15 protein-coding genes are annotated in these 14,945 nt (G+C 38.1%); all 15 read left to right on the top strand.

Annotated elements, in window-relative coordinates; genetic code table 11:
• Positions 1-11 precede the first annotated feature (11 nt).
• The 15 genes from BN1068_RS09405 (at position 12) to BN1068_RS09335 (ending at position 14,908) form a co-directional block, all read left to right on the top strand.
• A complete protein-coding gene (locus BN1068_RS09405) occupies positions 12-188 on the top strand; it encodes a Flp1 family type IVb pilin (protein WP_077602603.1) in 177 nt (58 codons plus the stop codon).
• Positions 189-420: 232 nt separating this feature from the next.
• Complete coding sequence (locus tag BN1068_RS09400) at positions 421-1,077, top strand: DUF4352 domain-containing protein (RefSeq protein ID WP_077602602.1); 657 nt, start codon at positions 421-423, stop codon at positions 1,075-1,077.
• Between the two features lie 30 nt (positions 1,078-1,107).
• The gene (locus BN1068_RS09395) at positions 1,108-1,731 is read left to right on the top strand and encodes a TadE/TadG family type IV pilus assembly protein (RefSeq protein ID WP_077602601.1); all 624 of its coding nucleotides are present in this window, start codon (positions 1,108-1,110) and stop codon (positions 1,729-1,731) included.
• Between the two features lies 1 nt (position 1,732).
• Positions 1,733-3,880 carry a hypothetical protein gene (locus BN1068_RS09390; RefSeq protein ID WP_077602600.1) on the top strand — a complete coding sequence of 716 codons (2,148 nt, stop codon included), beginning with the start codon at positions 1,733-1,735 and terminating at the stop codon, positions 3,878-3,880.
• Between the two features lie 303 nt (positions 3,881-4,183).
• Complete coding sequence (locus BN1068_RS09385) at positions 4,184-4,768, top strand: DUF4352 domain-containing protein (RefSeq protein ID WP_077602599.1); 585 nt, start codon at positions 4,184-4,186, stop codon at positions 4,766-4,768.
• A 150-nt stretch (positions 4,769-4,918) separates the two neighbouring features.
• The gene (locus BN1068_RS09380; protein ID WP_175637118.1) at positions 4,919-5,509 is read left to right on the top strand and encodes a TadE/TadG family type IV pilus assembly protein; all 591 of its coding nucleotides are present in this window, start codon (positions 4,919-4,921) and stop codon (positions 5,507-5,509) included.
• A 20-nt stretch (positions 5,510-5,529) separates the two neighbouring features.
• A complete protein-coding gene (locus BN1068_RS09375) occupies positions 5,530-6,048 on the top strand; it encodes an A24 family peptidase (RefSeq protein ID WP_077602597.1) in 519 nt (172 codons plus the stop codon).
• Between the two features lie 185 nt (positions 6,049-6,233).
• Positions 6,234-7,667, top strand: a complete 1,434-nt coding sequence (locus BN1068_RS09370) for a DUF6382 domain-containing protein (protein WP_077602596.1) — start codon at positions 6,234-6,236, stop codon at positions 7,665-7,667.
• Positions 7,664-8,524 (top strand): PP2C family protein-serine/threonine phosphatase, encoded by an 861-nt coding sequence (locus tag BN1068_RS09365; RefSeq protein WP_077602595.1) that lies wholly within the window; start codon positions 7,664-7,666, stop codon positions 8,522-8,524. Before BN1068_RS09370 ends, BN1068_RS09365 begins: the two co-directional genes overlap by 4 nt.
• A 2-nt stretch (positions 8,525-8,526) precedes the next feature.
• The gene (locus BN1068_RS09360) at positions 8,527-9,339 is read left to right on the top strand and encodes a serine/threonine protein kinase (protein ID WP_077602594.1); all 813 of its coding nucleotides are present in this window, start codon (positions 8,527-8,529) and stop codon (positions 9,337-9,339) included.
• Positions 9,340-9,360: 21 nt separating this feature from the next.
• Positions 9,361-10,710: a type VII secretion protein EssB/YukC gene (locus BN1068_RS09355; protein ID WP_175637117.1), complete on the top strand. Its 1,350-nt coding sequence runs from the start codon at positions 9,361-9,363 to the stop codon at positions 10,708-10,710.
• Positions 10,711-10,962: 252 nt separating this feature from the next.
• Complete coding sequence (locus BN1068_RS09350; RefSeq protein ID WP_077602592.1) at positions 10,963-12,066, top strand: amidohydrolase/deacetylase family metallohydrolase; 1,104 nt, start codon at positions 10,963-10,965, stop codon at positions 12,064-12,066.
• On the top strand, positions 12,044-13,150 hold the full coding sequence (locus tag BN1068_RS09345) for a DgaE family pyridoxal phosphate-dependent ammonia lyase (protein ID WP_077602591.1): 1,107 nt from the start codon (positions 12,044-12,046) through the stop codon (positions 13,148-13,150). The genes BN1068_RS09350 and BN1068_RS09345 overlap by 23 nt, the downstream gene beginning before the upstream one ends.
• Positions 13,147-13,902, top strand: a complete 756-nt coding sequence (gene dagF / locus BN1068_RS09340; protein ID WP_077602590.1) for a 2-dehydro-3-deoxy-phosphogluconate aldolase — start codon at positions 13,147-13,149, stop codon at positions 13,900-13,902. Before BN1068_RS09345 ends, dagF begins: the two co-directional genes overlap by 4 nt.
• Entirely contained in the window at positions 13,895-14,908 is a 1,014-nt protein-coding gene (locus tag BN1068_RS09335) for a sugar kinase (RefSeq protein ID WP_077602589.1), read from the top strand. The genes dagF and BN1068_RS09335 overlap by 8 nt, the downstream gene beginning before the upstream one ends.
• Positions 14,909-14,945 lie beyond the last annotated feature (37 nt).

Genomic DNA, 14,945 nt, shown 5'->3' with positions numbered 1-14,945 from the left:
AGAGATTTAGTATGAATAACATACAAACATTTTTTAAGAATTTCTGGAATGACGAGGAAGGGTTAGAGACTATCGAAATCTTATTAATTTTGTCTGTGCTTATCGTTATTGCAATTATGTTTAAAGATAAAATTATGGAATGGGCAACCAAGTTATTTGATGATATTGATTCTGAGATTATGAACTAATTTAACTGGGAATAGCTTTTCTAAATTTGTGTGATGAGGAGGCAGTTTGGTTGAACAAATTTTTCCAATCGGGCTGTGTGTCCTCCATAAGGAACACTTATCTATAAATCTATTCTTCAGATTGGTGAGACAGATTACTTTATCACTGGTATGGATGAAAAGTAGTAATAAATAAAGAGTTGATTTTGACTGAATAAGCTACATGTGAATTTCTGAGGAGGGCCGAACTATAATGATTAAAAATAAACGAATAGCTACTCTATTAATGTTTATCGCGGTTTTGCTGCTGGCAGCTTGTTCCAATGACAATGAACAAGCTGAAGAGTCAGAGCCAGCTGATACAGAGCAAACTGAAACAGATACCGCAGAGGAAGGTACTGAATCAGAATCAGATGATGAAGCCGCTACAGAAGAAGAGGATGAATCATCAAATAATGATGCGTATATCGAGCATCAGTTGGGATTGAATATTGGCGACACGGCGACCGTTGTAAGCTCACCGGAGGAATATAAGTATGAAGTGACAGTGAATGAAGTGAGTTATCACGATGAGCTTGAAAATGTTACTTTATATGAAGATATTTTTGTCTTAGCTGATGTGACTGTAAAAAATGTAGATGAAAAATCATTCGATGCTGCTGATATCTTTACACCTGCTCTTGGTGAATTGGATTCTAATAAATATATACCAGCTATCAGTCCTGATTATTTGCAAAACACATCAGAAATAACATTAGTGGAGGGCGAATTAGCCCCTGGAGATTCCGTTGAGAGTACGTTTGTATTTGATGTAGATCAAGCAAAGCAATACAACCTTGCTTTCGGCCATGCCGGGGATCAAATTAAGACGAGAGCTGAATGGGAATTTAGCGAAGATGAAGTACAGTAAACAAAAGTATGAGAAGAAGGAGCAACTAATATGAAGTCCTTTTTAAAAGAGGATCGTGGAAGCTTTACGCTGGAATCTACCTTGGTTTTTCCTGCTCTTCTAATGTTTACCTTAGTGGGTGTATTCTTTTGTATTATTATTTTTCAAATGGGAACAGCAAGCTATATGGCGCACAAAGTATCCGATGAACTTGCTTATACCTGGAACAGTACAAAAAAAGATATTAAAACTGGTGACATAGCTGTACAAGAATACACCGGTTTATCAGATGGTGATGGTTTGTATTGGAGAATTACTGATAATGATATTTTTGGTTTTTTTAATTTAAGTGGTTTTACTCAAGAGGATATTTCTGGTGACAAAAAAAGAAAAGCAGACATATATAACGGTGCTATTACCCTCAATGTAAATTATAACAATATTTTAATATACAGTGAGGTAGAAGTGAATGCTGAATCAAGCTTATTTATCCCTTCCTTTCTAAAGAATATGATCGGGAGCAAGGTCCAGGCAACATCCAGTCATGTGGTTACTGAAACTCCTGAATTGGTTAGAACAGCTAATTTTGCCAAGTATTTATGGAGTGAGTTTGGCAAAGATGGGGCAGTAGGTGATGCAGTTAACTCCATTAAGAAGTTCTTTGGTGGTGAATAATTTGAAAAAGAAAATAAAACGGTTGTTTTTAAAGGATAATGGATCTGTTTCGATTTATGCCATTATAATTATCTTGCCTATCTTTATGTTAAACGCACTACTAATCGATACACTGCGTATCCTCAGTGCTGAACGTCAAATCGATAGTGCAATGGAGACTGCATTACGTTCTACTATGTCGCATTTTAGTTCTGACTTGGCAGGTGTTGGCTTGTTTGCATACGGTGGTGAGGATGCAGGAACTGACTTTACTACATATATGAATAACCAGTTTTATTCTTCCTCTGAACTAAGTGGTACACAGAACTTATCAAGACCAATGATTACAAGTGCAACAGCCAGCTTTGATACGTCAAGAAACCTGGTTGATTATAATGTTTTTAGGCATCAGATTGTAGAGAGCATGAAGTATCAAGCACCGGTACAAATGGGTACAGATTTATTTGATTTACTGACAAATAATGATATTTCGGTAGAAGATGTGGAAAAAGCAGAAGAACTAATAGAAAACTATGAAGAGATTCTGGATTTAATGAAAAAACGAAATGCAGAAATTGATCAGGCTATTGAACAATTAACTCCTTATAATAAATTGATTAAAGAAGATATCGGTGCTAAGGTGATTGGCCAGAAAGTAACTTCAGAAGAGGAAACCATCCCCGAAGGTATCAAAACGTTTCAACAGCTTGTTTTCTATATTGACAGATATCAAGAATTAAAGGAAAAGAAAGACAATGGAGAAGAACTGACCTCTGATGAAGAAAAGGAAATTACAAGCTATGAAGATGGAGTGAAAGAAAAACCATATAAAAGTGTTATCGATATGGAAATATACCATACGGGCATACCAGAGCATCTAGTTGGTTCTAATCGAGATACAAATAATCCCGCAAGTGGTTCAGCCAAAGATTATAATGACCAGATTAATGAATTAATGGGAGATAGTGAATCATTAGAGGAATTAGAGGAATTTACATTAAACGATGAATTTTTTACCGCTATTCTGGATAATGAGGATCAAATTTATGAAAATATCCGGTTTGACAAGTCTTTAGAAGGCAGTCCGGAGCAAGGAAACTTGGGGAGTTTCAGTGTAGGCCAATTATTTTTAGCTTTTTATGTAGCGATAGAAGATGGTAACAAAGAGCTTGCCGATGCGATCATTCAGTCGATAGAAAATAAATTAACTAATCTGAAGAGCGGGCAAGTAAAAAAAATAGAAGATCAAATGCAAAAATATGATAATGTGAAAAAAGCATTAGAGAATGTGGATATTAAGGCGGAAGAAGAAAAAGCAGATGAAAGCTTCGGCAGCTTATGGGCGGAATTGAACAAATACAATGATATTAAAAATCAAATATCAGGTGATAATCAATTGTATGCGGAACTGGATAGTATTATCGCAGAGTATGATGGGGTGACAGGTCAAGGTGGAGATGATGGAGAATCCAGCCGCCTGCAATTTATCAAAGACGCATTCGAGCGATTTAAAGAATTTGTCGAATTTATGCAAGGTTTTCCGACATCGGTTCGTAACGAGTTATATATTAATGAATATATTATGGCAAACTATGGATCTAAAGCACCTTATGAGTTAGCCAGTGCGGAATCTTATGCATTTTCTACCAAAAAAGCACAATACATCACCTATGGCTATAATGTAGCTGGAATGAATTATTTTATGTTTATGAAGGACATTGCGTTGATCTTATTTGTGGGAAATTTGATTGGTCAAGGGTTACAGGGAGGATTTGCCGGACCATTAGGATTCTTTAAGGCACTGTCAGGCGCGCTTATAACCACTTTACAAGACTTGAACACTCTTACTACTGGTAAATATACTTTACAATGGAACCCATTTAAAACGTTTGGCGGGAAAGGTGTTCCAATCAATATGCCGATGTTCCTGCGTATTATAATGGCTATGAAGTCAACGAATGAAACATATAATAACGAAAAAGCGAGAAGGCTGCAGGCAGTGATAACGAAAGAAACTGGTGTTCATTTAAATAACAGCCCATCTTATATTGAAGGGAATGTACAAGGCAGGGTAAAGTTATGGTTTATACCTCAATTAGTTGAAGTCTTGCCAGGCAATGTAGAGGGCAACTACTATATTTTTGACAGGCGAAAAGTATATTCATATTAGAGGATATTCAAAAAGTCCAATAAAAATGACGCGGCGATAAGAGGAACTTCTACTAAGACCGCCCACGTCATGTGGGCAACGTAGAAGCCACCGCATCCTGCGGAAGTGCGTTGACGTTTTTTTCCGATACTCACGTATTTAAAAGCAAAGAGGAACTTCTGTTAAGGCCGTCCACGTCCTGTGGACAACACAGAAGTCACCACATCCTGTGGAAGTCCGTTCGTAAAAAAACGTCACCTTGAACTTCTTGGTCCTATTTACCGAACTTTTTGAACACGCACTATTAACTAGGAGGAATTTCAAATGAAGAAACTACTTATTTTATTATTATTTGCCATCTTGTTATTAGCGGCTTGTAATGATGAGGGAGAAGCAACAGAAAATACTGGGGAAGAAAATACAGATAACACAACAGAAAATGAAACTGACGCAGGCACTTCTGAAGAAGCAGAGCAGAAAAAAGTCTATCAAATCGGAGAAACAGCAGTAATTACCAGTGATCTATATGAATTTGATTATGAAGTAACGGTAAACGATTTTCAGTTAACAAAAGAGGTTGATGATAGTACGATTGATGATTATCTTTCGGGAGCTCGTGAGGAAGATGTATTTGCTGTAGTGGATATTACAATTAAAAATATTAGCGACCAGAGCTATGTTCCTAACCAAATGTTTTCTGCCAATTTTTCAGGTATTGATGAAGAGGGCGGGCATACATCCTATGATGAATTCTTCCCTGAAGGAGATGAAGAGTTAGCTCCGGGTGATGAAGTGGAAGGACATCTGGTTTATACGACAACAACAGATTATGCTGATGCATTTTTATTGAAATATGAATTCACATCAGATACAGAAACACATTTTGAATTACCAAACCCAGAAAAATAAATGATGAATCAGGTGAGGAGAAATCACAAAGAGCACTTTTTAATCAATAATCAATACAAAATAGAAAAGATAGCTAATTATGACAGGATTCCCTATCGATGTGTGAACATTGATTAGGGTAAGTCCTAAAAGATGAAGGAGGGAGTTATGTTGAGATTTCTAAAAAAGGATAATGGAAGCATAACAGTGGAAGCAGCATTAATCATCCCTCTTTTACTGACTTTTATACTATTTTTGACTTCATTAGTGAAAATATCGATTGCAGAGATGGCCTTACAAGAAGCTGTAAACGAGACAGCACAATCTGTAGCCCATTATTCTTATTTAGCGATGCTGGCACAAAACCAAATTCAGGATCAGACAGATGGATTTGTGGATTCGTTGACAGATAATGCTGCTGGTAAGCTGGGAAACGATGAGGTGGCTGAATACATTTTAAACAAATTAGGTGAAGTGGGAAAAGACGTAATTCCTACATCTGGAGAAGCGCTTAACCACTTCTCGGATGGTGTATATCAAGATATTGTAAAAGGAATGTACCAAGAAAATGTGTTCTCTTCAAGCTTTTTTAGCCCTGAGAATATTCGTGTAACCAATTCTTCCTTTCCGCATGGTACAAGCGGAGATGCCGCAAATGTCAAGATTGAAGCAGAGAATACGATGCAAATGGTGCTTCCTTTCTTTGAGAAAGAAATCAAAATTAAGAAGGTGGCAGTGGAGCGTGGCTGGGTTGGAAATTAGGAAGGAAGGTGAGCTGAACATTGCAGGGACATTTTATTCTATTAATTATTTTTCTGCTCGTAGTAGCTTATTTCGATATCAGTAAACAGCGAATTCCCAATTGGCTCAATGTAACAGGAGTTCTAGCAGGTATTTTATATCACTTGTTTGTACATCAAATCGATGGTTTATTACAATCTGTGTTTGGAGTATTGGCGGGCGGCGGGATTATGCTTGTATTATATATATTTAAAGCAATTGGTGCGGGCGATGTAAAACTGTTTGCAGCGATTGGTGCGATTACTGGGGTGTTATTCACCTTATATGCTACGATGTATTCGATTGTTTTTGCCGGTATTATTGGAGTTATTATTTTATTATTTACCAAAACAATTTTTATTAACATGTTGTTGGCTTTTATACATATCAAGGAAAGTATCCAGAAGAGGTCATTAACACCATTAGAGGCGTTTAAAAAAAATGTGTCTAACCGTTTCCCATTCATATTTGCAGTTATACCTGGTGTAATTACTGCATTCTACTACATGTATATTGCTTAAAGTGTGTGTTCAAAAAGTTGCTAATGGTATTCGATTGGGCGAGTTCACAGTCCCAAATTAGAAGCTGTCGGCTAAAGTCTCAGGTGTCTGGGATTGAGATTACTCGTCCCATAGAGAAGGTTTGATGACTTTTTGAATATCCTCTTAAAAAATAGAAACAGCATCAAACAAAGGAGGAATAGCTCGTGTCTAATCCATTGGAGCTGTACCATATAGACCAATTAGAATCAAATGGCGGCTATATGAAGCTGAAACAAACAAGTGAGAAAGGCTTCTCTGCAGATGATTTTCAAGAACTACAATTAAAAATGATTCAATCTAACCATATTCCAAGATTATTACCAATAAGTTTGGAAGAAATGAACGAAGAAATCACTGTATTTTATAAGACAGAGGGATTGCGCAAGTTACGCCCTTTTGCTAAGGAACGTCCACTTTCGATGCAAAACTATTATGCTTTGTTTATTAATATTATTCAAGCCTTACAAGATTCAAACAATAATATGTTAAGTGAAGACCATTTTGTCCTTGATGAGGAGTACATCTATATTGGCGACGGATATCATCAGGTTTATTTAATGTATGTCCCATTAAAAGAGGGAGTAACCAATTCAACTCTTTACGAGAGCCTGAAGAAATTATTATTAAATATGGCGAGTGAAGTTAAAGGCCTGAATGGTGTGCAATTCAAAACGATTCTAAACTATATCAAAGATCCGGGTTTTAGCTTGCATGGTATTAAGCAGTTGTTGAGCCAACTGCAAAAACAGGGGTACCAAGGAGAGGGGGAAGAGGAAGACTATCAAAGAGAAGTTTCCCAGCCTAAAGAAATTATAAAGATAAAAAAGGTACGAAAAATGCCGCCTCTTGCCAGCAAGATAAAAACGTACTCTATTTTGATTGGTGTTCTATTGTTGGCAGGAGTATGGCGATTATATATGGATGCAGGTAATACCGCTATGCTGGTTGTCTCTATAGCCTTGTCCCTCGTCATTATGGCCGGAGTGTATGTGTATTGGTTTGTTTGGAGACCAGGCGTCAAACCGATTATTACAGAAAAAGAGGTCAAAGTAAAAAGTAAGCCAACAAAACAGGCGTCTTTCCGCAAAAATGATAAAGAAACAAATGTAGAAGAGCAACGAGTAGTGGAAGAAATATCAGCTACGGTAATCACAAATAACCAGCAGGTGCAGAATCAGGAGGTTACAGAGTTTGAACCGATAGCTTCCTCAGGTGATGACAGGCGCGAAGAAACAAATGACCAAACAATGTTATTAGATGAAACCGAAATGATTCCAGAGCAAAGCAAGAAGAAAATCAGAAACTATTTAGTGATTAATCGTGATGAGGCAGAGGAAGAAATTCAACTGGAGAAGGATAACTTTATTATCGGACGTGCAGAAAAAGGAACCGACTTTATCGAAAAGGCTGTAGGTATTTCCCGCTTACATGTAGAGCTGGTCAAATTATCGGATACATACGGCATTAAAGATTTGGGAGCCAAAAATGGAACTTATATTAATAACGAAAAGATCATTCCTTATAAAATTTATGAGCTATCAAGTGATGATACCATCCAAATTGGAAAAACAGTCTACACTTATAAGGTGTCCGAATGAATAACACAAAGCTGAGCAATGTCATACAGATGGAGAAATTCAGTTTAACGCCTTCCCTGGAGAAATCGAATCAAGATGCATTTGGTTACTCCAGCGATAGGCTGTCGTCCGAACAGGAAGTGCATCTGGCAGTGATTGCAGATGGGATGGGAGGTCACTCTTTAGGTGATGCTGCCAGTCGTTTTGCTGTTGACTATGTATTGCAATGGTGGCGCAGCACCATTTGGATGAATGAAGAACCTGCATCCTTTCTATCGACTTGCAAAGAGCAATTAATTACCCTTTTCCATGAGATTAATGATCGCTTGATTGAGATTAGTAAATTAGAACAGACAGAAATTGGTACTACCTTAAGTGTTCTTTTGTTTATCGAGAATCAATACTTTATCTGCCATGTTGGTGATAGTCGGATATATCGTTATCGGGAGAATATCAACGAGCTGGAAGAGTCAAATGGTGACACGATTGATTTGAATAAAGAGAAGGTATTTCTCCAGTTAACGGTTGATCATTCCTTTGCTTCGATGCAAGTGGAGGAAGGTTTGATGACAGTGGAAGAGGCCGAATCTCATGATAAAGCCCACTATTTAACACAATGTATGGGAGTGAAAGGTAAAGTGGAACCATATACAGCTTCCGGTACTTTTACCGTTTCAGATTCTTTTTTGTTGTGTACGGATGGATTTCATACTTTATTTACAAATAATGAGTTAAATAAGGAGTGGACAGCACAGATAGAGAAAAAGCAGTCGCTGGAGGCGATTATTTCTCACTTTTATGCATTAACAAAAGCAAAGAAACGTACTGATGATGCATCAGTTCTAGCGGTTAATTTTAGCCAAAGAGTTGAGGAATAGCTATGTGGAAGAAGCATGAGATGATTCAGCATAAATATGAAATTATCGATTATGTAGCAGAAGGCGGCACATCTCTTTTATATGAGGTGAAATTGAGTCATGGAGAACATGCCCTGCTGAAGGTGGTAAAGAGCCCGGACACTTTGTTGAACAATCAAGTAGATAATGAGGCAGCTATCCTTGCTTCAGTAAATCATGACCGAATCCCGAAACTATATGATAAATTGACAATAAATCAATATTATAATGCTATCGTAATAGAGAAATTAACGGCCACTGACCTTTCTGACCTAATGGAGAAAGGAAAGGAATTTACTTGGGAGGAAATACTGGGTATTGCAAAACAATTGGCTGACATTATCCGGGTCTTTCATCAGAATAAGCCGACAATCGTGATTAGAGATATTAAACCATCTAACATATTGCTTGCTGAGAATCAGAAGGTATATCTGGTTGATTTTGGTATATCCGCCACTGTCGAACAGGCAGGACAGGTGAATGCATTAGGTACAATTGGTTATGCCGCTCCAGAGCAATTCGAGAATGGTGTAGTGGATCTCCGCTCGGATTTATTCTCATTAGGTGCGGTCTTATTTTATTTAGCGAGTAATGGCGGGAATATTTATGCGAGTGACCATGAAATTATTCTTCGTAAGCGGCTTCCCAGGGCTTTTGCCAATATAGTAATAAAACTGACATCGACAAATCCGGATAAACGCTTTACCAATATTGAGAAGGTAATCTCTGCATTTGCCAAAGTTAACAGACCCTGCCGGGAGCGAATAAAAAAGTTCATTCATTCCCGTAACAGATAATATGTCATGGAGGTGAGCAAGATGAAGGAACAGAAATACGGCTCTATCAAAGAAATAGCTGATGAAGTTATTTATGAAATTCCGAAAAGCCAAACGAATATAATAGATGCAGAACAATTGGAAGAGCTGAATAGACAGGATGACCTTTTCTTCGATTTCAAGCGGTATTCACTTGAAGGTGATGTTGTTCGCATTTATTACCAGAAGTCACAAGGGTTTATGCCCTTATCCAGCTTTAAGGCAAAAAATAATGATTTGAAAGCTAAAGTAGCATTGAATATATTAGCTGTAGAAAAATTAGTTGGCACACAATATACGACACTTATTCATCCAGATAATATCTATGTCAACGAACAAGGAGACATAAAATTTGCACAACGTGGTATTCGTTTTGTTTTATCAACTGACGAGTTTACGAGACAACAAGTGGTATATGAAGTAAAGCCGATAATAATCGGAATTTTTAGCGCAGCAGCCGTAAATAGTAGTAACATTGATGAATTAGCACAGGAACAGCCAGTTATCAGAGAAATACAGAAAGCTGTTACGATAGAAGAGTTAAGAAATGTGATTAGTCAGTTTGCAACAGCGACAAATACTATCAAAACTGATGGCATACTAAAGAAAAATTTTCAAAAATATAATAAGTCCAAAATAGCTGTGCCAGCCGGATTAGTGATTGGGATAGTTTTAGGGATGCTTCTGCTTTATGTAGTTAAAGTTGTACCGATGACAGAAGCTTTTACTGCAGAAGCGGATCAACAAAAAGAACTCACGGAAGTAAAAGAAGCATTAGAAGCGGAGATTGTGGAAAATGATAAAATAATCGAGAGTTATTATTTGGCAGTAACGGGGCAGGTCGAAGAAGCTATTGCCAGCTTTGAAAGTATAGAGAAGTTAGATGAAGAGGCACAACATACCTTAATAGAGCAATATATCAAATTAGGAACGGTCGACAGCTTAAACAAGGCTAGTAAATCGGATCCTTCCTATAACGTTAAGGTGGTTAATGAATTGAGATCAATAGATGGAGAGGAAGCACAACAAGCTATTCTCGATATTGAATCTGAGGCCCCGGAGGTAACGATTGAACAGGCGTGGATTAACGAAGATTTTGAGCGTGTTATAGATATTTATGGTGATATTTCTGATAATGATCGTGCCAAATATCTCGCCGGAAGAAGTTATCTGGAGCTTGATAATCACAAAGAAGCTCTGAAGCTTGGAGAAGAGCTTAATAATAAGGATATGCAAATTAACAGTTTGGAGCTAAAAAAAGAAGAGGTCAAATCTAAAGATATGAAGAAGGAGAAAAAAGAGGATGAAATTAAGAAAATAGATAAACAGATTAAAGAAATTAAGGAGAGTTAATTGACTGTATCATTAGATACAGTTTTTTTGTGAATCCATCTATATAAGTTCAACTTATTTATATATATCAATTTATATAGTTTATTGTTCTATTAATCATAAACATTATAACGTTATTTTGACTGTGTGAAAAATTAATGTTAATCTATTTCGTATAGGGTTAAAAAAAGTATGAGCGTGAAGGAGCTTTTATACTGTTATATTTAAAAATATTACTTTATTGACTAGAGCCGATCAAAAAGGATGATGGGAATGGCAGACAATGTAGTTTTGCAGAATATAAAAATGCTGGATGGCACTTCTGTAGATATTGTTGTGGAAGATAAAAAAATTATAAATATTGCCTCACCAGGAACAGCAATTGGTGAGAGAGTAATTGATTATCAAAATAAAGCGTATGTTTCCAGCGGCTGGATTGATATGCATGTGCATGCCTTTCCAGAGTTCGATCCATATGGAGATGATATCGATGAGATTGGCTATAAAACAGGAGTAACGACGATAGTTGATGCGGGAAGTACGGGAGCTGACCGGATTCATGATTTGGTAGACAATTCCCGGAAGTCTAAGACAAATGTATTTGCTTTCCTGAATATCTCACGAATTGGCTTAAAGAGAGTGGATGAATTATCGGATTTGTCTTTGTTGAATAAAGAGGAAGTAAAGCGTGCTGTCAGGGAGAATAGAGACTTTATCGTTGGTTTAAAAGCAAGAATCAGCAATAGTGTAGTAGGAGCGAACGATATAGAGCCTTTAAAAATGGCGCGTGAGTTTTCCAGAGAGACGGGATTACCGTTAATGGTTCATATTGGATCAGGACCTCCAGATATTAATGATGTATTGGATTTATTGGAGAAAAATGATGTGATTACACATTTTTTGAACGGAAAGGCGAATAATTTATTTGATAATCAGGGAAAGCCGCTTTCTAAGTTTTTAAAAGCAATGGAGCGCGGTATACATTTGGATGTTGGTCATGGTAATGCAAGCTTTTCTTTTAAAACGGCTGAGCAGGCCAAGAAACACGGTATCCATTTTAATACCATCAGCACAGATATTTACCGGAAAAATCGGCTGCATGGACCGGTGTACAATATGGCAAGTGTTTTAAATAAATTTTTATGTTTAGGCTATTCACTGAAGGAAGTTATTGCTGCTGTAACGGCTGATGCTGCTGCATGGTTAAATAAACCGGAGCTTGGCCGTATTGCGAAAGGAGATATTGCAAATCTTACCCTATTTTCTGTAGAAGATGAGACAATAGATTTAATTGACTCAGACGGCGAAAAGCGGAAAGCTGACCAGAGAATTGAAGTAAAAGGAGTGGTTGTTAATGGCGAATACAATGAATGCTAAGTATGGGTTGAAGCGGGTTATTAATGCAAGTGGAAGAATGAGTATTTTAGGAGTTTCCGCTCCAACAGATACCGTTATGGAAGCTATGAAATCCGGCGGACAGAATTATGTGGAAATCTCAGATCTGGTGGATAAAGCAGGAGAACATATTGCCGGGCTGCTTCAATCAGAAGCTGCTGTAGTCGTCAATTCTGCTTCGAGTGGTATCGCACTTTCTGTTGCAGCGGTTGTAACAGAAGGAAACCGGAGAAAAAGTGAAAAACTGCATCAGGAAGCAATCTCGAAAAATGAGATTGTGATGCTGAAGGGACAAAATGTGCAGTATGGTGCACCGGTAGAAACAATGGTTGCTCTTGGCGGAGGAAAGCTTGTGGAAGCAGGCTATGCCAATGAAGGAAAAAAAGAGCATATTGCCGATGCTATCAACGAAAATACAGCAGCTGTTTTATTTGTGAAATCTCATCATGCTGTTCAAAAAAATATGATTTCTGTGGAAGAAGCCCGGGAAGTCGCGCAGGAAAATAATGTTCCGCTAATCGTGGATGCAGCAGCGGAAGAGGACTTGAAAAAATATGTGCAGCTGTCCGACTTAGCGATTTATAGCGGATCGAAGGCTATCGAAGGGCCGACTTCCGGGATTGTAGCTGGAAAGAAAGATTATGTAGAATGGGTAAAAAAACAGCTGCACTATATTGGAAGAAGCATGAAGATTGGAAAGGAAAATACATTTGGCCTGCTGCAGGCATTGGATGAGTATTTTGTGAAAATAGACCATAGTGAGGCTGAAAAGAGAAGCTTAGAAGTGTTGGAATCACTAAATACATTCAAAGGCGTAACTGTAACAGTTGTGCAGGATGAAGCAGGGCGTGCTATTTTCAGAGCCCGGATTCAAATTGATTCTGAAGCAGCAGGGATAACTGCCAAAGAGGTAAATGACAAACTCCGTAATGGTGAAATAGCAATTTATACACGTGATTACGGAATCCGCCAGGGTTTCTTTGATATTGATCCCCGCCCATTACAGGGTGATGACATTCATATTATTGAATCAGAATTAAAATCCATTTTGGGAGGAAATAGATAATGAATATAAATCCGCGTTTTTATAAAAATAGAGTCGCGCTAAATGTGTTAGCGAATAGTATTGAAAATGCAAAGGAAGTATTTGATGCAGCAGAGGGGCATGTGCTGGTGGGTGTACTTTCCAAGGATTACCCGACAGTTGATACAGCTGTCACAGCTATGAAGGAATATGGAGAGGCAATTGAAGATGCTGTTTCCATAGGGTTAGGCGCAGGTGATAACAGACAGGCAGCAGTTGTTGCAGAGATCGCGAAGGATTATCCTGGATCCCATATTAATCAGGTTTTCTCTTCTGTAGGGGCAACACGGGCTAATCTGGGAGAAAAAGATAGCTGGATTAACGCACTTGTATCGCCTGCCGGTAAAGTGGGATATGTCAATATTTCTACTGGTCCAATCAGTGCAGAAGCTGGTGAGACGGCTATTGTTCCCGTTAAGGCTGCCATTGCACTTGTTCGTGATATGGGCGGAAACGCATTGAAATACTTCCCGATGAAAGGGTTACAAACAGAAAAAGAATTTCGTGCAGTTGCCAAAGCCTGTGGAGAGGAAGGCTTTGCGTTAGAGCCGACAGGCGGTATTGATTTGGATAATTTCGCACCAATTTTAGAAATTGCTTTAGAAGCAAAAGTGCCGAAAGTGATTCCTCATGTGTATTCTTCGATTATTAACAAACAGACTGGAAAAACCAATGAGGATGATGTTAAAAAGCTTCTCGCTATCAGTAAAGAGCTGGTTGATAAATATGCCTAAGAACATTGTAGCATTTGGAGAAGTAATGATGCGATTGCAGGTGCCGGGTTATGAATTACTCACGCAGGCAGGCAATTTACAGTATTCCTTTTCGGGCACAGGGGTAAATGTTGCTTCTGCTATGACAAAGCTTGGACATAATGGTTATCTGATTACAAAGTTACCGGACAATCCACTGGGAGATGCGGCATTGTCCTTCCTGCAGCGCTTGGGAATAGAACGTGATTTTATTGCAAGAGAAGGTAAATATATCGGAATGTATTTTTTAGAAAATGGTTTCGGGCAACGCGCAAGCCGGGTTACATATACGAATCGCTTAGAAAGTACCTTTAATACGGCGGATATTTCCGATTTCGATCTGGATTTGATTGCAGCAAATACAGATGTTATTCATTTTTGCGGAATCAGTCTGGCAATGACAGATAATGTTCGCGCAAATATGAAAGTCCTTGCTGAAAAGGTAAAAGAAAACGGTGGAATAGTTTGCTTTGATTGTAACTATCGTCCTTCTTTATGGGATGGAGGCTACGAGAAAGCAAAGCCGCATTATGAGGACATGCTTTCATTGGCTGATATCGTCATGATGAATGAAAAAGATGCCATGTATATATTGGGGATGGAAACAGAGAAGCTGGAAAGAAAAGAACAGCTTCAGGAGTTAATCCCTAAGGTTGCTGAGAAGTACAGCATTCAAACGATTGCGGGTACACATCGAAATATTAATGAGGGTAATACGCATTCTTTAGAAGGCTATATGTATAAAAAAGATAGATTTGTATTTTCCAAAAAGATTACCTTTTCTGTATATGATCGTATTGGTGCGGGTGATGCGTATACAAGCGGAATTCTGCATGGTGAATTATCAGGTTATGAACCTGATAAAACTGTTGAATTTGCAGCTGCAGCAGGTATGCTGGCGTGTACGGTTTCAGGGGATACGCCGATGTCAACGGAGACGGAGATTTTAGCTGCTGTTTCAGGAGCTAAGGAGGATGTAAAGCGTTAATTGCAGAAGCGCAGGTGTTAAGATAAGCCCTGCTATG

Source organism: Oceanobacillus sojae (assembly GCF_900162665.1).
GTDB lineage: Bacteria > Bacillota > Bacilli > Bacillales > Amphibacillaceae > Oceanobacillus > Oceanobacillus sojae_A.
The sequence above is the reverse complement of the archived record's forward strand: the minus strand, read 5'-3'. Positions and strand labels throughout refer to the sequence as shown.